Annotated in this window: 22 protein-coding genes; 2 read left to right on the top strand and 20 right to left on the bottom strand. The window is 68.5% G+C overall.

The genetic code is table 11. The features are described from left to right. The first annotated feature begins 167 nt into the window (after positions 1-167). The gene (locus ACFDR9_RS04845) at positions 168-2,339 is read left to right on the top strand and encodes a bifunctional diguanylate cyclase/phosphodiesterase (RefSeq protein ID WP_017875035.1); all 2,172 of its coding nucleotides are present in this window, start codon (positions 168-170) and stop codon (positions 2,337-2,339) included. A 14-nt stretch (positions 2,340-2,353) separates the two neighbouring features. Here ACFDR9_RS04845 and ACFDR9_RS04840 read toward each other — a convergent pair whose 3' ends face one another. The 12 genes from ACFDR9_RS04840 to flgB form a co-directional block, all read right to left on the bottom strand. Next, entirely contained in the window at positions 2,354-3,397 is a 1,044-nt protein-coding gene (locus ACFDR9_RS04840) for a hypothetical protein (RefSeq protein ID WP_017875036.1), read from the bottom strand. A 5-nt stretch (positions 3,398-3,402) separates the two neighbouring features. Next, positions 3,403-4,299, bottom strand: coding sequence for a flagellar hook-associated protein FlgL (gene flgL, locus ACFDR9_RS04835; protein WP_017875037.1), 897 nt, complete (start codon positions 4,297-4,299; stop codon positions 3,403-3,405). A gap of 10 nt (positions 4,300-4,309) precedes the next feature. Further along, complete coding sequence (gene flgK, locus ACFDR9_RS04830; protein WP_017875038.1) at positions 4,310-5,683, bottom strand: flagellar hook-associated protein FlgK; 1,374 nt, start codon at positions 5,681-5,683, stop codon at positions 4,310-4,312. A gap of 84 nt (positions 5,684-5,767) precedes the next feature. Next, positions 5,768-6,157, bottom strand: coding sequence for a rod-binding protein (locus tag ACFDR9_RS04825; protein WP_232429645.1), 390 nt, complete (start codon positions 6,155-6,157; stop codon positions 5,768-5,770). Between the two features lie 12 nt (positions 6,158-6,169). Next, positions 6,170-7,276, bottom strand: a complete 1,107-nt coding sequence (locus tag ACFDR9_RS04820) for a flagellar basal body P-ring protein FlgI (protein WP_017875040.1) — start codon at positions 7,274-7,276, stop codon at positions 6,170-6,172. 58 nt (positions 7,277-7,334) lie between these two features. Then, positions 7,335-8,015, bottom strand: a complete 681-nt coding sequence (flgH, locus tag ACFDR9_RS04815; protein WP_017875041.1) for a flagellar basal body L-ring protein FlgH — start codon at positions 8,013-8,015, stop codon at positions 7,335-7,337. Further along, entirely contained in the window at positions 8,015-8,803 is a 789-nt protein-coding gene (gene flgG, locus ACFDR9_RS04810) for a flagellar basal-body rod protein FlgG (protein WP_026132475.1), read from the bottom strand. The genes flgH and flgG overlap by 1 nt, the downstream gene beginning before the upstream one ends. A gap of 40 nt (positions 8,804-8,843) precedes the next feature. Continuing rightward, positions 8,844-9,569 carry a flagellar basal body rod protein FlgF gene (locus tag ACFDR9_RS04805; RefSeq protein WP_017875043.1) on the bottom strand — a complete coding sequence of 242 codons (726 nt, stop codon included), beginning with the start codon at positions 9,567-9,569 and terminating at the stop codon, positions 8,844-8,846. Between the two features lie 20 nt (positions 9,570-9,589). Then, entirely contained in the window at positions 9,590-10,780 is a 1,191-nt protein-coding gene (locus tag ACFDR9_RS04800; RefSeq protein ID WP_017875044.1) for a flagellar hook-basal body complex protein, read from the bottom strand. Between the two features lie 26 nt (positions 10,781-10,806). Then, positions 10,807-11,487: a flagellar hook capping FlgD N-terminal domain-containing protein gene (locus tag ACFDR9_RS04795; RefSeq protein ID WP_017875045.1), complete on the bottom strand. Its 681-nt coding sequence runs from the start codon at positions 11,485-11,487 to the stop codon at positions 10,807-10,809. 3 nt (positions 11,488-11,490) lie between these two features. After that, the gene (gene flgC, locus ACFDR9_RS04790; protein WP_017875046.1) at positions 11,491-11,913 is read right to left on the bottom strand and encodes a flagellar basal body rod protein FlgC; all 423 of its coding nucleotides are present in this window, start codon (positions 11,911-11,913) and stop codon (positions 11,491-11,493) included. A 2-nt stretch (positions 11,914-11,915) separates the two neighbouring features. Continuing rightward, positions 11,916-12,278: a flagellar basal body rod protein FlgB gene (flgB, locus tag ACFDR9_RS04785; RefSeq protein ID WP_026132476.1), complete on the bottom strand. Its 363-nt coding sequence runs from the start codon at positions 12,276-12,278 to the stop codon at positions 11,916-11,918. Positions 12,279-12,547: 269 nt separating this feature from the next. Between flgB and flgA the strand changes: the two genes are divergently transcribed. Further along, positions 12,548-13,210, top strand: a complete 663-nt coding sequence (gene flgA, locus ACFDR9_RS04780; protein WP_232429646.1) for a flagellar basal body P-ring formation chaperone FlgA — start codon at positions 12,548-12,550, stop codon at positions 13,208-13,210. Here flgA and ACFDR9_RS04775 read toward each other — a convergent pair. From ACFDR9_RS04775 to ACFDR9_RS04740, 8 genes are all read right to left on the bottom strand, one after another. After that, positions 13,195-13,977 (bottom strand): glycoside hydrolase family 73 protein, encoded by a 783-nt coding sequence (locus tag ACFDR9_RS04775; RefSeq protein ID WP_051068210.1) that lies wholly within the window; start codon positions 13,975-13,977, stop codon positions 13,195-13,197. The genes flgA and ACFDR9_RS04775 overlap by 16 nt on opposite strands. Further along, the gene (gene flgN / locus ACFDR9_RS04770; RefSeq protein WP_017875050.1) at positions 13,964-14,401 is read right to left on the bottom strand and encodes a flagellar export chaperone FlgN; all 438 of its coding nucleotides are present in this window, start codon (positions 14,399-14,401) and stop codon (positions 13,964-13,966) included. The genes ACFDR9_RS04775 and flgN overlap by 14 nt, the downstream gene beginning before the upstream one ends. Continuing rightward, complete coding sequence (flgM, locus tag ACFDR9_RS04765; protein WP_017875051.1) at positions 14,398-14,685, bottom strand: flagellar biosynthesis anti-sigma factor FlgM; 288 nt, start codon at positions 14,683-14,685, stop codon at positions 14,398-14,400. The genes flgN and flgM overlap by 4 nt, the downstream gene beginning before the upstream one ends. A gap of 48 nt (positions 14,686-14,733) precedes the next feature. Beyond that, entirely contained in the window at positions 14,734-15,738 is a 1,005-nt protein-coding gene (locus ACFDR9_RS04760) for a flagellar motor protein MotB (RefSeq protein WP_017875052.1), read from the bottom strand. Then, entirely contained in the window at positions 15,722-16,636 is a 915-nt protein-coding gene (gene motA / locus ACFDR9_RS04755; RefSeq protein WP_035787527.1) for a flagellar motor stator protein MotA, read from the bottom strand. Before motA ends, ACFDR9_RS04760 begins: the two co-directional genes overlap by 17 nt. Positions 16,637-16,686: 50 nt before the next feature. Then, entirely contained in the window at positions 16,687-17,433 is a 747-nt protein-coding gene (locus ACFDR9_RS04750) for a FliA/WhiG family RNA polymerase sigma factor (protein ID WP_017875054.1), read from the bottom strand. Positions 17,434-17,457: 24 nt separating this feature from the next. Continuing rightward, the gene (locus ACFDR9_RS04745) at positions 17,458-17,952 is read right to left on the bottom strand and encodes a flagellar basal body-associated FliL family protein (RefSeq protein WP_017875055.1); all 495 of its coding nucleotides are present in this window, start codon (positions 17,950-17,952) and stop codon (positions 17,458-17,460) included. Between the two features lie 7 nt (positions 17,953-17,959). Then, on the bottom strand, positions 17,960-19,366 hold a 1,407-nt coding region (locus ACFDR9_RS04740; protein ID WP_409030250.1), incomplete at its 5' end, for a flagellar hook-length control protein FliK.

Below are 19,366 nucleotides of genomic sequence, written 5' to 3'. Positions count from 1 at the left end.
TGGCGCCGCCGCCCGCCATCCTTTATGATTGCCTCGCGGCATAAGAATCGGCTCCGGTTTGCCCGGAGTTTCCTTGCTTGCATGCTCCAGCTTACAGTGTCATGATAGCCATCAGCGGGCGCGTCGACGGCGCTGCGATCCCATCGGTTTGTGCGCGGAGGAACGATATGGACAGAGACCAGCAGGCGCCGCCGGCGTTCCATCCGCACCACGCCGTGATCGCCGCGATGGGCGGCACGCCCGAGTACGGGGGGCCGCCGGACGCCTTCGACGACGCCGTGCTGAGCCCCGAGCGGCTGCGCTTCGAGCGCGAACAAGCCTATTTCAACGACATCTATCTGCTGGCGCCGGTCGGCTATTTCGTGCTGGCCTTCGACACCGCGATCCTGCAGGTCAACCTGGTCGGCGCCGACCTGCTCGGCGTGCCCCGCGACCACGCCGCCAAGTACCATTTCCGCCATTTCGTCGGCGAGCCCTTCCTGCCCGACTTCGACAGTTTCGTGCATCTCGCCCTCAACAGCAGCCAGCCCGAACGCATACAGCTGCAACTCAAACGCGGGCGCCACGACCAGGGCGTCGCCGTGACGCTGCTGGCCAGCGCCGACGGCAGCGGCCAGGCCTTCCGCGTGGTGCTCGAGCTGGCCGAGGGCAAGCTGGCCGCGCTCGAACGCAGCGAGGAGCGCTTCCGGCGCATCGTCCACAGCGCCGAGGAGGGCATCTGGGAGATCGACGCCTCGGCCCGCACCAGCTTTGTGAATCCGAAGATGGCGCAGATGCTGCGCTACCGTATCGAGGACATGCTCGACAAGCCGCTGGTGGCCTTCATGGACGACGAGGGCCGCGCCATGCTCGAACGCAATATCGCGCGGCGCCAGCAGGGTATCGCCGAGCGCCACGAATTCAAGTTCATCCGCCGCGACGGCGCCGAACTGTGGGCCACGCTGGCGACCAACCCGATCTTCGACGGCGAGGGCGCCTATCTGGGCGCGCTGGCGCTGGTGACCGACATCACCGAGCGCAAGGAGTCGTCGGCGCGCATCTGGCAGCAAGCCAATTTCGACGAGTTGACGGCGCTGCCGAACCGCCACATGTTCCTCGACCGCTTGAAAAACGAGGTGAAGAAGGCCGGCCGCCAGGGCCGCTTCGTGGCGCTGCTGTTTATCGACCTGGACAATTTCAAGGAGGTCAACGACCGCCTCGGCCACGACCGCGGCGACCTGTTGCTGGCCGGCGCCGCGCGCCGCATCGTCGAGTGCGTGCGCGCCACCGACACCGTGGCGCGCCTGGGCGGCGACGAGTTTACGGTGATCCTGGCCGGCTTCGAGCAACTCGCCGGCGTGGAACGGGTGGCCCAGCAGATGGTCAACCGGCTGGCGCTGCCGTTCGAGCTCAACGGCGAGTCGGCGCTGGTGTCGGCCAGCATCGGCATCGCGCTGTATCCGACCGACGCGCCGGATATCGAGGAGTTGATACGCCACGCCGACCAGGCCATGTACGCGGCCAAGAACGCCGGGCGCAACCGCTACAGCTACTTCACCGCCGACCTGCAAGCGGCGGCGCAACTGCGCCTGCAAACCGTGCTCGACCTGCGCGCCGCGCTGGCGGCGCAGCAGTTCGAGATCCACTACCAGCCCATCGTCGGCCTGCGCGACGGCGCCATCCGCCGCGCCGAGGCGCTGCTGCGCTGGCGCCACCCGCTGCGTGGCCTGCTCGGCCCGGCTGAATTCCTGCCCTTCGCCGAATCGGCCGGCCTGACCGTCGAGATCGGCGACTGGGTGTTCCGCCAAGCGGTGCGGCAGGTCAAAATTTGGCAGACCGAGCTGGACCCGGCGTTCCAGGTCAGCGTCAACAAGTCGCCGCTGGAATTTCGCTGCGACGCCACGTTTTACCAGGGCTGGCTCGACTACCTGGGCGAGCAGGGCCTGCCGCCGCGGGCGATCGTCATCGACATCACCGAGGGCGTGCTGGCCGACGAGGCGCGCCAGGTCGTCGAGCGCCTGCGGCAGTTCCGCGCGATGGGCTTGCAGCTGGCGCTGGACGACTTCGGCAGCGGCTATTTTTCACTGTCGTGCCTGCGCAAGTTCGACATCGACTGCCTGAAGCTCGACCCCTCGCTGGTCAGCCAGCTCAAGGCCGGCTCCAGCGACCTGGCGCTGTGCGAGGCGATCATCGCGATGGCCCACAAGCTGGGGCTGGAAGTGGTGGCGGAAGGGGTGGAGACGCTGGAGCAGCGCGATTTACTGCTGGCGGCGGGGTGCGACTACGCGCAGGGTTATGTGTTTGCCGCCGCGCTGCCGGCCGAACAGGTGGCGGCGATGGCCAGGGCGGCGCGGCCTTGACGCCGCCGGCCGCGTCAGCGCAGGCCGAGCAGGGACAGCACGCGTTCGCGGCTGATGCCCACCAGCGCCGAGGTGATCGCCAGTAGCGAGCCGTAGCCCGGGTCGTTGGCGGTGCTGGTGAAGTTTTGCGCCATCTGGTCGATGCCGGCCAGCTCGACCGGCTGCGCCGTTTCCACCCGCGACGAGGCCAGCGACAGCGCCAGGCTGACCGAGTCGCGCGCCTGCTGCATGTGGGCCAGCGCCTGCACCACCTGGTGCAGCGTCTGGCGCAGCGCCTCGGTGTCGGCGGTGCTCCAGCCTTCCGGCGCGATCAGCGGCGGCTCTTCGTCGGCCTTGACCCGGCTCATTTGTCCGGTCGGGTAGCGGATCCCGCTGCCGCGCACGGCCAGGCTGTCGCGCACGCCCGGCCAGGCCGCCTCGGGCGTGCTGAACACCAGCGCGCCCTCGCTGCCGGCGCTCACGCGGATGTTCGACGGCGCCAGCGCCTGGTCGAAGCGCATCACGATCTCGGCTTCGCTCATGCCCGGTTCGATGTTTACCGAGCGCAGCGCCTGGCTGGCGCCGCCGATGGAAAAGGCCAGCACTTCGCGCGGGCCGTTTTGCAGCGCCGCCATGTTCAGGCCGCGCACGCTGAAGTTTTGCACGGCGGGCGCCGGGCTGCTGTAGTTGAGCTGGCTGTTCAGGGTGCCGCCGGAGGCGCTCTGGCGCGCGCGCCAGGTGTTGTTGAACTGGCGCACGCGCGCCTCGACCTGGCCGTCGCGGCCCAGGTGCGCCGCCAGCTTGGCGGCCAGTTCGCTTTTCAGCGCCTGCAACTGGCTGGTGCTTTGTTCGAGGAAGTCGAGCGCCTGCTGGGCGCTGGAGATTTCGCCCTGCAACTGGTGGTCCCAGTTGCTCAGGCCGCGGCGCAGCGGCGCCGCCCGGGCGGGCGGCGCGGCGCCCGGCTCGGCGGCCGCCTTGGGCGCAGCCTTGGCGCCGTTGAGCTTGACCGCGGCCTCGTCGACGCCGCGGCTGGCGCCGCTGCCGACGCCCGGGGTGGGGTTCGATTGCGCGATGTGCATGATGTTCAGATGACGTCGAACAGGGACAGGCTACCGACCTTGGCGTAGGCCTTATAGGTCGCCTGCAGCGCCAGTTGGTAGCCGTTCAACTCCGTCATCGTCTCGGCCAGATCGGTGCTTTCCAGGTCCGTCAGCGCCATCTTGTTCGACAGCGACACGTTGCCGTGGTTGTCGAGCAGCGTGCTGAGGATGTTTTGCGCGCCGCCGAACGTGGCGATGCGGCCCGAGAGCAGGCCCATCGCGTCGTCGGTGCCGTCCAGCCCGGCCGCCAGCGTCAGCCGCACCGCCGGATCGTTGACGTTGACGCCCGGCGCCTGCAAGGTGCTGATGACGCTGTTCAACTTGTTGAGGATCACCTCGACGTCGCTGACGTCGACGTTGGCGACCTGGTTGACGCCGTTGCCGACGACCACGGTTTGCTGCTGCGTGTTGCCGGCGAAGGAATACACGCCGGCGCTCAGCGCCAGCGGCGCGACGTCGGTGGCGGTGCCGGAGAACATGTAGCGGCCCTCCTGGTCCTTCAGGTTGGCGGTGAAGAAAATACTGTCGCGCAGCGCCGTCAGCGACGAGGTCATGGCGTTCAGGTCGGCCGAGGTGTTGCTGGTGTCGGGCGCCGTGACCAGCAGGTCGCGCGCCTGGCCGAGGTCGGCGACCATGCTCGACAGGTAGTTTTCGTTCTTGAGCAGGCGCGTCTTGACGGAGGTGATGTTACTCTCGTATTGCGTGATGATGGATTGCTCGCGCTTCAGGCGCGAAATCTGCACGTTGCCGATCGGATCGTCCGACGGCAGCAGGATGCGCTGCCCCGACGCCGCCTGCTGGGTCAGCGCGGTGATGCGCTCCTGGTTCATCTGGACCGCGCTGTTGATCGTGGACTGGAATTGGTTGCTGGCGACTCGCATCGTCTTCTCCTTAACGCATCATCGCCAAAGTGGCATCGAACATTTCATTGGCTACCGAAATAACTTTCATATTCGCCTGGAACATGTTTTGGAATTCCAACAGGTTGACCGCTTCCTCGTCCTTGTTGACGCCGCTGGTGGCGTTCCAGTCGGCCACGGCCTGGTTGCGCACCGTGTCGGCGGTCGACAGCAGCGCCTTGTTTTTCTGGCTGTCGATGGCCAGCTTGCCGACCAGCTGGGTGTCGGCGTCGCTCAGCAGCACGTTGCCGATCGAGGTCACCGGGATGGCCTGGTTCTTGATGTCGATCAGCAATTGCAGGTTGTTGTTGTTGCCGGGCGTGCCGTCGGAGGAAAACGCCAGGTCGCCGGCGCCGAAGCCGGCGCTGACCTTCAAGATGCCGGCGCCGCCGCTGACGCCGAAGACGAACAAGGGCGTGCCGGCCGCGCCGGCCATGGTCTGGCCGAGCGCCAGCTGGGCGTTGATCTTGTCCGAGACGGCGCTGGCGATATCGCGCACCGATTGTTGCAGCGGCGCCAGCACGTCGCGCTCGAACGCGCCCAGGCCGCCCATCTGGCCGCCGATGCCGACGTTGTCGACCTTGAAATTGGCGTTGGTGAACTGCAGGCTGATGATCTGGGTGCCGCTGGCGTCCAGCGCGCTGCCCAGGGTGCCGGCGATGTTGCCGATCACCAGCGGTTCGCCGCTGCGCAGGGAGACGTTGCGGCTGCCGTCGGGCTGGTCGACCACTTCCAGCGCCATTTGCGTGGCCAGGCCGTCGATGGCCAGGTCGCGCGCGTCGATCAGCGCCGAGGGGTTGGCGCCGCTGGCGCCGGCGGCGCTGATCTTGGCGTTCAGCTCGGCGATGCCGGCCAGCGCCGTGTTGGCCTGCGGCAGGATCGCGCTGCGCTGCTGGTGCACCGACAGCAACTGGTTGTTCATCACGTTGTTGATGCTGTTGAAATGCTGGGCCATGGCGTCGGCGGCCGTCACCACTTGCTGGCGCAGCGGCGTCGAGGTCGGGTCGGCGCCGGCGGCGTTGAGGGCGCGGAAGAAATTGTCGACGCCGTTGCTGATGCTCGAGGCGTTGTCGCCCATGATGCGTTCGAGTTGCGTCAGGTAGGGCTGGGTTTGCGAGCGCGCGCCCTGGTCGGAGGCGGCGCGCCACATTTGTTGGTTCTTGTAGGCGTCGCTGAAACGCAGCAGGCTTTGCACCTCGACGCCGCTGCCCGGCGCGAGCCGGCCGCCGTTGCCGGACAGGGAGCCGAGCAGCACGCCCTGGCGGGTGTAGCCGCGGGTTTGCAGGTTGGCGATGTTCTGGCTGGCCGCGTTGACCGCGGCCTGGGCCGCCAGCGAGCCGCTGAGCGCGTTATTCAGGATACCCATTTTGCAATGTTCTTTCGGAGTAAGATTTTTCGCGTTGGCGGCATGGTACGGCCCATACTTCCGTTAAAGGTAACAGGCGACCGTTTACGCCGGGCGATTAAGCGGCGCCGGCAAACTTTCCGCGGCGGCGGCGGCGGCGGGCTTGGCCGGCGGCGCCGCCGGCGGCAGCAACTGCCGCAAAATCGCGTCGGCGATGCCGAAGGCGCGCTGGCCGGCCATCTTGTCGGCCACCAGGGTGTCGGCCAGGTCGAGCATGTCGCTGTTGACCGGGTCCTTGAAAACGCTGTCCTCGCCGGCCATGGCGCGCGTGCCGGCGCGCATCTGGTGCAGCATGTGGGCGATGAAAAAGCCCTCGAACTGCAGCGCCGCCTTGGTGGCCTTGGCGATATAGCCCGGGTCGGCGGCGGCCACCGGGGCGGCGCCGTCGTCGTGCGGGGCGGTGGCGGCCGCGCCGCGGTTGTCGATAGGGTTCATGCGCATTGCTCCTTAAATGACCACCAGCTCGCCCTCGATCGCGCCGGCCTGGTCGAGCGCCTGCAGGATCGCCATGATATCGTCGGGCGAGGCGCCCAGGCTGTTGACGACGTCGATGATGGTTTGCAGCTTGGCGCCGGCCGGCCAGCGGAACATCTGGCCCGATCCCTGGTCGACGCTGACCTTCGACTGCGGCGTGACGGTGGTCTGGCCGCGGCCGAACGGGGCCGGCTGGCTGACGTTGGAACTTTCCGAAATGACCACCTTGAGCGAGCCGTGCGTGACCGCGGCGGCGCGCACGCGCAGGCCGTCGGCGATGACCACGGTGCCGGTGCGCGAATTGAACACCACTTTCGGGCTGTCGGCGCCGATGTCGATCGCCAGCGCCTGCAGCTTGGCCATGAAGGCGACGCGGGCGGTCGGGTTGTCGGGCGCGACGACGTCGACGCTGGTGGCGTCGCTGGTGGTGGCGACCTGGCCGAAGCGGCGGTTGACGACGTCGACGATGTTGGTGGCGGTCTGGAAATTCGGGTGGCGCAGGTTCAGCGTGATGCTCGGCTTGGTGGCGAAGTCGGTGGCGATTTCGCGCTCGATGCTGGCGCCGTTCGGAATGCGCCCGGTGGTCGGGGTGTTGACGGTGACGCTGGAGCCGCTCTTGCCGGCCGCGGCCAGGCCGCCGACCACCAGGTTGCCCTGCGCCAGCGCGTAGGTTTCGTTGTCGGCCGCGCGCAGCGGCGTCAGCAGCAGGGTGCCGCCGCGCAGGCTCTTCGAATCGCCCAGCGAGGAGACGGTGACGTCGATCGCCTGGCCGCGCCGGTAGCCGGGCGGGAACACCGCGCTGACCATGACGGTGGCGACGTTCTTGCTCTTCGACTCGGCGCCGTCGGGCAGCTTGACGCCGAATTGCTTGAGCATGTTGACCACCGACTGGCTGGAGAACTTGACCTGGGTGGTGTCGCCGCTGCCGTTCAGGCCGACCACCAGGCCGTAGCCGACCAGCGGGTTGTCGCGCACCCCCTCGATGCTGACCAGGTCGCGCAGCGCCTGGGCGGCGTGGGCCGGCGCGCAGTGGCCGGCCAGCAGGGCCAACGCGACGAGGGCGGAGTAGGGCACTTTCATATCATTCACCTAATTAAGCTTGAAAACGGCGGAACGGCGCCGGCGGCGCCGCCCCAGCCTAAAACGGCATCCACGGGCCGGTGAAAAAGCGCATCAGCCAGCCCGGCGCGTTCGATTCGGCCAAGGTGCCCTGGCCCGAGTAGGCGATGCGGGCGTTGGCGATGCGCAGCGACGAGACGTTGTTGTTGGAATCGATGTCGGCGGCGCGCAGGTAGCCGCGCAGGCGCACGAATTCCTCGCCCTGGTTCAAGGTCAGCACCTTTTCGCCGCTGACCTTGAGCAGGCCGTTCGGCAGCACTTCCTGCACCACCACGGTGATCGCGCCGCTCAGCGCGTTTTGCTGGGTGCTGGTGGCGTCGCCGGCGAAGCCGCGGTCGGCCGCCAGGTCGATGCCGGTCTTCGGCAACACCTTGCCGAGCAGGCCCAGCGGCGAGACGCCGACGGTGGAACCCTTGTTGAAGGTGGTGCCCGCCTTCTTGCTCGACTGGGTGGTTTCCTGCAGGGACACGGTGACCAGGTCGCCGACGCGGAAGGCGCGGCTGTCCGAGGTCAGCGACAGGCCGGCGTCGGCGTTGAAGACGCCGCCGGAGACGCCGCCGCGCGGCGCGCTGCGCGCCAGCGGCGGCGCCTCGTCGTCCGGGCTGGGGCCGGGCCGCACCGGCGCCGGCGCGAGCGCCGCGCAGCCGGCCAGCGCCGCGGCCGCGGCCAGCGCCAGCGCGGCGCTCAGTGCGGCTTTCATCAGCGTGCCACTTGCGCCAGGTACTGCAGCATATTGTCGGCCGCCGACAGCACCTTGGTGTTCATCTCGTAGGTGCGCTGGGCAGCGATCATGTCGACCATTTCCTCGACCACCTGGACGTTCGAGCCTTCCAGCGCGCCCTGTTTCAGCTTGCCCAGCGCGCCCTCGCCGGGGCGGCCCTCGGTCGGCGTGCCGCTGGCGGCGGTTTCCTGGAACAGGTTCTCGCCCAGCGCCAGCAGGCCGGTCGGGTTGACAAAGCTGGTCAAGGTCAGCTGGCCCAGCTCGACGCCGGCGGCGGTGCCGGGAATGGTCGCCGAGACCATGCCGTTGTCGCCGATGGTGACGGCGGTGGCGTTGTTGGGCACGGTGATCTGCGGCACCAGCGGCAAGCCGTGGGCGTTGATCAGGATGCCGTTGGCGTCGACCGACAACTGGCCGGCGCGGGTATAGCCCGATTCGCCGTTGGGCCGGCGCACCTGCAGGAAGCCGTTGCCGGTGATGGCGACGTCGAGCGGCTGGCTGGTGGTTTGCAGGCTGCCGGTGGTAAACACCTTCTGTGTGCCGACCATGTGCGTGCCGTTGCCCAGCTGCACGCCCGACGGCGACAGCGTGTTGTCGGCGCGCTGGGTGCCGGGTTGCTGGTCGACCTGGTAGAACAGGTCTTCGAAGACCACGCGGTCGCGCTTGAAGCCGACGGTGTTGACGTTGGCCAGGTTGTTGGCGATCGCCTGCAGCTTGGCGTCTTGCGCCTGGACGCCGGTCTTGCTGATCCACATTGCTGGATTCATGGGGTGCTCCTAGAGTGTGCGGTGAAAAAGGGCGGGGCGCTTAGGCGCCCAGCAGGCGGTTGCCGGACTCGGCCATCGAGTCGCTGGCCTTGAACAGCTTCATCTGGATCTCGAAACTGCGGGTCAGGCTCATCGTCGCGACCATTTCCTCGACGGCCGAGACGTTGCTGCCCTCGAGGTGGCGGTCGCGCACCTTGACGGCCGGGTCGGCCTCGAGCGGCTCGCCGCCGCGCGAGACGATCAGGCCGGCCTCGTTCTTGGTCAGCGTGCCGGCTTCGGCGTTGACCAGCTTGAGCTTGTCGACGGTCTGCATCTGCGCCGCGCCCGGCACCTGCACCGAGATGGTGCCGTCGCCGCCGATGGCCATGCTGGTGTACAGCGGCAGCACGATCGGTCCGCCCTCGCCGAGTACCGCGTGGCCGTTGATCGACAGCGCGCCGTCGGCGTCGATGTCCATCGCCCCGGCGCGGGTGTAGGCCTCGCCGTTTTGCCACTGCACCGTGAGGTAGCCCGGGCCGGTGACGGCGACGTCGAGTTCGCGCCCGGTTTCCTTGACGGCGCCGGAGCGGGTGGCGATCGCGCTGGCCTGCAACTGCGTCATGTGGCGGTCGTCGTAGCCGTAGCCGGACAACTGCTGTTGGCTGGAGACCTCCAGGTTGGCGCGGAAGCCCCCGGTTTCCATGTTCGCCAGATTGTTGGCGTGTACCTGCTGTGCCCGCAGAGCCCGGTCGGCTCCGCTCATGGCGGTATAAATCAGCGCGTCCATCGTGCTTGGCCCCGGCTAGGTTAAACGGCTTGCATCAGCGACTGCAGCATCGTGCTCTCGGTCGAGATGACCTTCGAGTTGGCCTGGTAGTTGCGCTGCGACGTCATCAGGCCGACCAGCTCGGAGGTGATGTCGACGTTCGACTGTTCCAGCGAGGCCACCGTCAGCTTGCCGGTCATGCCGGTGCCCGGGCGGTCGTACAGCGGCGTGCCGGAGGTGGTCGAGGCGACCCAGCTGGTGTCGTTGACGGCGCTCAGCGCGCCCTCGTTGGCGAAGGTGCCCAGCGCCAGCGCGCCGACGTTTTGCTTCTGGCCGTTGGTGTAGGCGGCCAGCAGCGAGCCGTTCTCGCTGAGCTCGACGCCGGTGTAGGTGCCCGACGCGTAGCCGTCGACGATCACCGACGACGTGGTCGCCTCGCCGGCGTACTGGGTGGTGCCGGTGTAGTTGAGGGCGACGGCGATCGGGCTGACCGAGCCGTTGCTGGTGGGCACGGTGACGTTGACCGCCGGCGGCGACGTCAAGACGCCGTTGGCGTTGAACTGCAAAGTCGTCTGCTGGGTCGGCGCGGCGCCGTCCATGCCGTAGTGCACCGTGACCTGGTTGGTCGCCGGGCCCTTGACGAAATATTGCGTCACGTTGTGCTTGGCGCCGAGCGAGTCGTACACCACCGACAGCTTGGACATGTTGTACGAGGTCGGCTCGTTCATGTTGAACGTCGCCATGGCCGGCGCCGGCCAGTCCAGCGACATGTTGGCGACGTAGCCGAGCTTGGTGGTGGCGACCGCCGGGATTTGCCCGGTCGGCACCTTCAGGTCGCCCATCGGGCCGAGCGCGCCGGTGCCGACGGCCGCCGCGTAACCCTGCACCTTGTTGCCGGAGGCGTTGATCAGGTAGCCCTCGTCGCTGGCGTTGAAGATGCCGACGCGGCTGTACATCATGGTGTTCTGGTTGTCGCGGGTGACGAAAAAGCCGCGTCCGTTGATCGAGGCGTCCAGGCCGCGGCCGGTGTTCAGCACGCCGCCGCCCAGGCCGATGTTCTGGGTCAGCGAACCGATTTCGGTGCCGGTGGCCTTGCTGCCGGCGTACATCGACGAGAAGTTGGCGCGGCTGCTCTTGAAGCCGTAGGTGCCGGCGTTGGCGATGTTGTTCGAGACGGTGTTCAGTTGTTCGTTGATGGCCTGGATGCCGGACAAAGCGATGTCGAAACTCATGGTGGAATTCCCTTCAGTGAAATGGGTTAGTTTGCCGAGGCCAAGGTGTTTTTGCCGTTGAAACCGGTCACCGCCGCCGGTGCCACTTCGCCGACGTTGGCGACGTTGAGCACCATCGCGCCGCCGGCCGACAGGCGCACGCTGTTGAGTTTGCCGACGATGTCGACCGGCGCCGGCGTCGCCGCGCTGGTGCGCACCGTAATCTTGTAGGTGCCGGCGGGCAGGTGCAGCGCGGCCGGGTCGAGCGTGAAGTTGACGACGCCGGCCCCCTGCGAACCGAGTTGCACCTCGTGGGCGGCGCCGTCGGCGCCGGTCAGCACCACGGTGTTCTTGTTGCTGGCCTGGTCCAGCGCGAAGCTGCCGGCGACCTTGTCGGTGCCCAGCTTGACGCTGTCGGTGTTGACCATCACGTCCGAACCGACCTGGGCGCCGAGCGCCAGCACCTGCATGCTTTGCAGCACGCCGGCGTTGCCGGTGGTCAGCTTGGCCAGGTTTTGCAGCGCCTCGGTCTGGCTCAGTTGCGACAACTGGTTGACGAACTGGCTCGGGTCGCTCGGCGCCAGCGGGTCCTGGTTGCGGATTTGCGCCACCAGCAGCTTGGTGAACATGTCGGACGTCTTGCTGGCCTGGTCCATCGCCGGCGTGACGCCGTTGTTGGCGTTGGCGGTGTTGGCGCCGCTGGTGTTATTGAACAGATTCGTTTGCATGGCTTAACCTTCACCTAGTTTGAGCAGCGACTGCTGCATGGCCTTGATACGGCCCAGCACTTCGACATTGGTTTCAAAGGCGCGCGAGGCCGACATCATGTCGGTCATCTCGGCCACCTGGTTGACGTTTGGATAAAACACCATGCCGTCGGCGTTGGCCATTGGATGGCCGGGCTCGTAGACCTTGCGCAGCGGCTCGTCGCTTTCGACGACGTCGAGCACCTGCACCCGCGCCGAGGAGCCGTCGGCGGCGCCAAGGCCCTGCTGCATGACGGCGGCGAAGACCGGCTTGCGGGCGCGGTAGGCCTCGCCCTCGGAGCCGGCCACCGAGTCGGCGTTGGCCAGGTTGCTGGCGATGGTATTCAGGCGCACGGTCTGCGCCGCCATGGCCGAGCCGGCGATTTGCGAAATGTCTTTGAAGGTCATAATTATTGTCCGGCGATGGCTTTGGCCAGGCCGCGCAGCTTCATGTTGGTGAAGGTCAGGCTGGTCTGGAAATCGGAGGCGTTTTGCGAAAACGCCGCTTGCTCGACGCCGATCTCGACGGTGTTGCCGTCGCGGCTGGGGTGGTAGGGCACCCGGTACAGCGACCCGGCGTCGGTGTCGAGCGACAGTTCGCCGTTGGCGCCGTCCTGCATCTGCTGCATGACGGCGCCGAAATCCATGTCCTTGGCCTGGAAGCCGGGAGTATTCTCGTTGGCGATGTTCGACGCCAGCACGCGCGTGCGCTCGGCGCGCAGGTGCAGCGCGTCGGCGTGCACCCCCAGCGCTTCGGTGAAATTAATACTCATGGCCATCCTTTGTCGTTGGGCGCCGTTATTGCGCGGCGCGGCTTGCTGATAAACGCGGCGGGCGCTGTAGAATGCCGCACATACGGATCTTAACGGCATACCGCGTGAAAACTTTTGTTCAAGGTAAAACAATGACCCATTCCAGCCATTTCGCCGACTCCCGCCGCGGCGCGCGGCCCGTTGCGGGCGCTATCGGGCGGCGCCGGCCGATAGCGCCGGCCTGGCTACTCGCGCTGGCCAGCCTATATAGTAGTGCAGGAAGCGTTGAATTGCCAGCCGACAATATAATATCGCACATTGAGAAAGCGGCGCGCACGCAATTGGCGCAGCAGGCGGCGGCGGCCGGGCTGGTCGAGCCGCAGTTCGAGGTGGTGGTGGCGCGCACCGGCCGGGTACTGCCGGCGTGTGGCCAAACGGTCACAATCGAGGCGTTGGATGTGCGGCAAAGCAACAGGATGCGCTTCGCCGCCGTGTGCGCCGGGGCCGCCGGCTGGAAATACGACTTCGTCGCGCGCGCGCAGGTCACGGCGCGCGTGGCGGTCGCCGCCGCCGCGCTGCCGGCCGGGCGGGCGCTGGCGGCCGACGAGGTGGCGCTGGAGCGGCGCGACGTGTCGATGGTGGCCGACAGCGTGGCCGACCCGGCCGCGGTCGTCGGCCTGGCCAGCCGGCGCTCGCTGCGCGCCGGCGAGCTGCTGCGCAGCGGCCAGATGGCGGCGCCGGCGCTGGTCAAGCGCGGCGAGGCGGTGCAAATCGTCGCGCGCCGCGGCGCGATTGAAGTGAGCATGGCCGGCGAGGCGCTCGACGGCGGCGCGCAGGACGCGGTGGTGCGGGTGCGCAACGCCAACAGCGGCGCGGTGATACGCGCCAGGGTGGTGGCAGCCGGGACGGTTGAACCGCTCGATCTGCCGGGGCGCATTCAGTCGTCCGACTGAAGCGCCGGCGCGGCGCCCTGTTGCAGCCGCTGCGCCAGGCGCGTCAGCTTGTCGGCGTAGGCCGGGTCGGTGGCGTAGCCGCCGCGCGCCAGGCCCTGGGCGAAGGCGCCGGCGTCGGCGCCGGCGCCGAGCGCGGCGCGGTAGCGTGGATTGTCGAGCAAGACCTGGGCGTAGTCGCGGAAGGCGCTGGCCTGGTCCGGATAGCTGCGGAAGCGCTCGGTCTTTTTCAACGCCGCGCCGCCCTCGAATTCGGTGGTCGTGGCGGCGGCCACGTCGCCGCGCCACTGGCCGCCGGCTTTCAGGCCGAACAGGTTGTTGGTGTCGGCGCCGGCGCTCTGGCGCAGCGGGCGCTGGCCCCAGCCCGACTCCAGCGCGGCGTGGGCGGCGACGATCTCCGGCGCCACGCCGAGTTTCTGGCCGGCCTCTTCGGCCCAGGGTTTGATCGATTCCAGGAATTGTTGTTGCAGCAAGCTGGTGGCGCCAGCGGGGCGGCCGCCGGCGGCAACGCCGTCGATGGCGGCGCTGGGCAGGCTGCGTCCGAGCAGGGCGCGGCCCTCGGGGCTGAGCGCCGGCGCGGCGGCCGGGCCGCCCTGGCTGATAAAGCTGTCGACGTCGCGCCGCACCTGTTGGAATACGCTGGCGAAGCCGGCGTTGGCGGCCGCGCCGGCGGGCAGGCTGGCGCGCGCCGGCGCGGCCGTCGGCGCGGTGGCGGCGGTGGGGCGGGTGGCGGCGGTAAACATAGTGGACTGCGTATCAGAGTGGCGCATAGATTTGGTCCTCCTCGCCGTTGAGCACCCTTTGCATGATGCTGTATTGCTCGCTCAGCAGGGCGCTGGTGCGGATGTTGCGGCGCTTACATTCTAGCACCATCTGCTCGAGCTCGATCCAATTGCGTTCCAGTCCCTGGCGGGTGGCGCCGCGTAGCAGCTCGGCGGCGCCGGCCAGCGTGCCGCCCGGCCCCAGCAGGGTGGCGACCAGCGCCACCCGTTCGCGGCGGCGCGCCTCGATGGTGTCGACGGCGGCGCCGATGTGTTCGGCCAGCGTCGCCAGGCGCGCGCTCTGGTGGCGCAGCGCGGCGTCGAATTGTTCGTCGAGCAATAGCAGCAGCGCCTGGTAGGCGGGCACGTCGTCGGCGACCCCGCGCAGCAGGCGCGTCATGGCGTCGCGCCGTTCGCCCGGGGCTGGCGTCACGACTCGCCGCCGTGGAAGCGCTGGATCAGGCCGGCCAGCTTGGCCGGGTCGAACGGCAGCTCGCCCTTGGCCAGCGCGTCGCGCAGCTGGGCGACGCGTTCGTGGTCGATTTCGGGCATGGCGCGCAGCGACTCCAGCGCCGGTTGCAGCACGGCCGATTGCAGCGGCGCGGCCGCGGCGGCGCCGGCGCCGGCCGCTTCGGCGGCGCCGTCGGCGGCGTCGACGGCGGCGCCGCGTTGCAGCGGCGCGGTGTCGGCCGTGCCATTTCCGGAAGAGATTCTCATACGCTGGCCTCGTGCTTTAGTGTTAATGGTCATGACTGCTCTGCTGGGTTAATGGTCCTGCTCGGAGAGCGGCTTGCGCGTCGCCGGGGCCAGTTTCTGGCGTAGTTTTTTCAGCGCCGCCGATTCGGCTTCGACCGTGTCGACGTCCCCGACCAGCGCGTCGCCCGACTTCGGCACGCCGAACATCGCCGCCACGCCGTTGGCCTGGCCGCGGGTCAGCACCAGCAGCTCGATGCGCCGGTTCACGCCGGCGGTGGCGTTGTTCGAGTCGACCGGCGCGCGGTCGGCCATGCCGACCACTTGCAACACGCTGTCGCTGTTCATGCCGCCGGCCAGCAGGTTGGCGCGCGCCGACATGGCGCGGTTGCTCGACAGCGTCCAGTTGGAGAACGATTCGTTGTCGGTGACGGCGTATTGGACCGAATCGGTGTGGCCGACGATGAGCATCTGGTTGTCCATCTGGGCGAACAGCGGCCCCATGTCGCGCAGCAGGCGGCGGAAGCGGCCGGTGGGTATCGCGCTGCCGCGCACGAACATGCCCTGGTGGTCGGTGTCGTGCAACATCACCCGCAGGCCGTACGGCGTCACCACCGCCTGCAAATTGCTGGTCAGACCGGCTTCGGCGCTCAGTTTGGAGAGTTCCTTGGCCAGTTTGGTCAAGTCCTCGGGCGACTGGTAGCTCACTTTCTGCTGGGTTTTGGCGTCGGGCGAGCCCTGGCCGGCGCCCATCATCTTGCCGTCGTTGCTGCTGTTGCCGCTGCCGTTGCGCGGCATCGGGTGGCGCTCGATCAGGCTGCCGCGCGGGCCGCCTTTCTGCTCGGGCAGCACGCCGGCGCCGTCGCTCTGCTTGCCGCCCTTCGATTCGAGCATGATTTCCTTCATCGCCTGCTGCTCGCGCGCGGCCATCAGCCACAACACCAGGAACAGGCACAGCAGGGCCAGGCAAAAGTCGGCGAAGGCTACCTTCCAGGCGCCGCCGTGCTCTTCGTGCGCGTGCTTGCGCCCGGCGCGCTTGATGACCGCCTGTTCATGTTTGTCATGCGGCTTTAGCACGACGGTCTCCTGTGCGGCGCGGTGGTTCGTCGGCGGCGTCGGCGCCCTCGAGGGCGTTGATCCAGCTCTCGAGCTGGGCGAAGCTTGGCTTGATGTTCAGTTGCACCAGGCGCCGCCCGGCATCGATGGCCAGCAGCGGCGGCTTGCCGGCGACGTGGGTCACCAGCACCACCTTGACGCATTCCATGGTCGAGCCTTCCTCGCTGACGAGCTGCTTCATCATGTTGCACAGCGGGTCGAGCACGCCGTAGCAAAAGAAAATACCGATGAAGGTGCCGACCATCGCGGCGCCCACCTTGGTCGAGATTTCGCCGGCGTCGGCGCCGCCGGCCACCGAGTTCATCGCCATGACGATGCCCAGCACGGCGGCCATGATGCCGAAGCCGGGCATGGCCTCGGCGATCTTGTGCAGCGACTTCGACGGCTGCAGCAACTCTTCGTGGATGGCTTCGAGCTCCTGTTCCAGCACGCCTTCCAACTCGTGCGCGTTGATCTTGCCCATCGCCATCAGGCGGAAGTTGTCGACGATGAAGGCGAGCAGCTTCGACTCTTCCAGCACCAGCGGGTAGCGCTGGAACAGCGGACTCTCGCGCGGCGCCTCGACGTGGGCGTCGAGCGCCTTCAGGCCGCCGGCGGCCGTCTGCAGCAGCTCGTACATCAGCAGCAGCAACTGGCGCTGGAATTCCGAGCCCTGTTTCTTGTGCGTGACGACCTTGCGGATCTGCCCGAGCATTTCCATCAGCACGTGCTTGGGGTTGCCCAGCACCACCGCGCCGGCGCCGGCGCCGAGGATGATGACCAGCTCGATCGGGTGCCAGATGGCGCTGACGCTGCCGCCCATCAGCGCGAAGCCGCCGAAGACGCAGCCCAATACAATTAAAATACCGATAATCACCATCTTGTTTTGCCTTTTAGTTGCATGTGTCTCGTTGTGCCGTCGCGCCGCGCTCAAGCGCTCTGCAGGACCGCCTTCATCTTGCCCAGCGCGCCCTTGTTGAGCTGGCAGACGCGGGCGTCGGTCAGGTCGAGCACGGCGGCGATTTCCTTGTAGCTCAGTTCGAACTCGTAATACATTTGCACCACCCGCTGTTCGCGTTCGTCGAGTCCGCGCAGGGCCTGTTCCAGGCTGCGCCGCACCATCAACTGGTCCTCCGGGCTGGGCGCGCTCTCGCCCTGGCCGACGGTTTCCTGCAGCACCTCGTCGAAACTGCCGATCGACTCGGCGTTCTGCGCCATCTGGTAGTCGCGGTAGGCCTCGGCCGTGATGCCCAGCCCGGCGATGATGTCCTGCTCGGCCGGCTCGCGCCCGAGCTTGCGGGTGAGGGCGCGCACGCCGTCGCGCAGCTTGTGGCTTTCCTGGCGCACCGCGCGCGGGCGCCAGTCCTGGCGGCGCAGCTCGTCGAGGATGGCGCCGCGCACGCGCAGGCCGGCGTAGCTGCCGAAGGCGGCGTCCGGCTCGCCGTAGCGGCGCAGCGCTTCAAGCAGGCCCATCAGACCGATTTGCTCCATGTCGTCGCGGTCGATGGCGCCGCTCACCTGCGAGTTCAGCTGGCGCACGATGCGCTTGACCAGCGGCGCGTAGGCCAGCAGGTGGCGCTGCTCCTGGGCCGGGCTGAGCAGCGGCGCGGCCGCGTTCGCGCCGTAGTCCTCGCCGTACGCCGCGCCCGGCTCCAGATACGCCAGATCGTCGCCCATGTGTGCTCCCGCGCGTGTCATGGCTTATTCAATGATGAGCTTGCCAATCATGGCCTCGGAAAACGGCTTTTCCGCCTTTTCCTTGGCATAACTGGCATCGAACGCGGTATTGATCTGCTCGGCGAACTGCTCCACCGTCATCGCCTGCGCCTTCTCCATCGGATAGCTTGCCAGCGCCTTGACGGCGATGCTGCGCATCAGCGGCAAGTGGTCCTTGGCCTGCTTTTCCTGTTCCACGGTGGTGGTGATGACCAGGTCGGCCGACAGGTAGTGCGACTCGACGTCGCCGGGGTTGCGGCGCAGCATGACGATCACTTTTTCCAGCGTCAGGTATTTGCGCGCGTGCTTGCCGGTGGCCGGCTGCGGCTCGGCCTCTTCGGCATGCGCGTCGGCGCGGGCCGACGGCGCCGAATGGGCCGGCTTTTTCAAATACAACCACCACAGCGCGCCGCCGGCGGCACCGGCGCCGATGACGGCGACCAGGACGAAGCCGACGATTAGTTTTAGATTCTTTTTCATCTACCGTTTACTCCCGTTCATGCATGGCGTAGGTGGCGCCGGCCGCGCCGGAGTCGTACAGGGCGCGGCCGGGTTCGGCCTCGTCCCGCTGGCGGCCGGGCTGGCGCCCGCGGCTGTCGCCGTCGGACTGGCCCTGGCCTTGCGCGCCGGCGCCGCGCGGGGTCGCGCTGACGCTGACGGCGACGTCGCCGGTGTTGCGCTGCGCCAGGTCCTGGCGCATGCTTTCGCCGACGTGCTGCAACTGGCGCAGTACTTCGGCGTTGCTGGCGCTCAGGTTGATCTGCAGCGCGCCGCCGCTGTGGACGATGGAAATGTCGATGCGGCCCAGGTTGGGCGGATCGAGGCGGATCACCGCGTGTTCGGCGTGGCGCCCGATCTGTACTTGCAGGCGCTCGCCCAGCGCCTCGCGCAGGGTCTGCTGCCATTGCGGCGCCGGGCCGGCCAGCTTGACGCTGTCGGCGGCCGGCGCGGCGATGGCGCCGGCAACGGCGGCGCTGGCGGCGCTGGCGGCTATGGCGGGCGCGGGCGCGCCGGTGCCGGCGCGCTCGGGTTCGGCCGCCGCCGCCGCGCCTGCCGCGTTGGCGGCGGCGGCTACGACGGCGTAGTCGGCCGGCTTGGCCGCCGCGCTCGCCAGCTGGGACGGCGGCGGCAAGACCGACGCCGGGCGCACCGGAGCGGCGACGGCGGCGGCCGCGGCGTTTGGCGCCGGGGCGGCGGCGCCCGGCTTGGCGTGGCCGGCGACCGGGGCGACGGCCGGGCCGGCGGGCGCGGCGCTGGTGCCGCGCGCCGGCAGTTGGGCGGCCTGGGCGGCCTGGGCGTTGAAGGCGATCGGCGTCGGATTCATTGTCAGCGTCAGCGCCACGCTGGCCTGGTTGGCGCCGGCCAGCTCGGGCGCGCCGGCGGCGGTGGCGGTCGGCGCGCCGGTGGCCGTCGCGGCGGCGCTGTCGGCGCCGTTGTCGCTGGCGGCGTCGGGCGCGGCGGCGCCGCGGTTGTCCAGATAAACGCCGAGTTGGATCGGCGCCGCCTGCGCCATCGACGGCAGCGGTGCCGGCATCATGGACGCCAGCAGGGTGTCGGCGGCGGCGCCGGCGTCGGCGGCGGCAGGGTCGGTCGCCGCCTCGGCGTCGGCGTCGTCTTGCGCGCCGGCCTCGTGCGGCGTGTCGGCCAAGCCGAGAAATTGCGCGAACAGCGGCGGGACGGTGTTGCCGGCCCCGGCCGGCGGCGCGGGCGCGGCCCTGGCAGCGCTGGTTGCGGCGTCGGCGGCGTTAGCGTTGGCGTTGGCGGGCGCCTTGGCTGGGTTGGCTGGGTTGGCGGCGCCGGCCGGGGGGGGGGGGACCGGGGGCGCAGGGGAGTGGGGGGGGATGGGATGGAGGGGCGGAGGGGGGGGGGTAGTGTGGTGGAGGGGGGGATGTGG

This window comes from Janthinobacterium sp. CG_23.3 (assembly GCF_046115965.1).
Classification (GTDB): Bacteria; Pseudomonadota; Gammaproteobacteria; order Burkholderiales; family Burkholderiaceae_D; genus Janthinobacterium.
The sequence above is the reverse complement of the archived record's forward strand: the minus strand, read 5'-3'. Positions and strand labels throughout refer to the sequence as shown.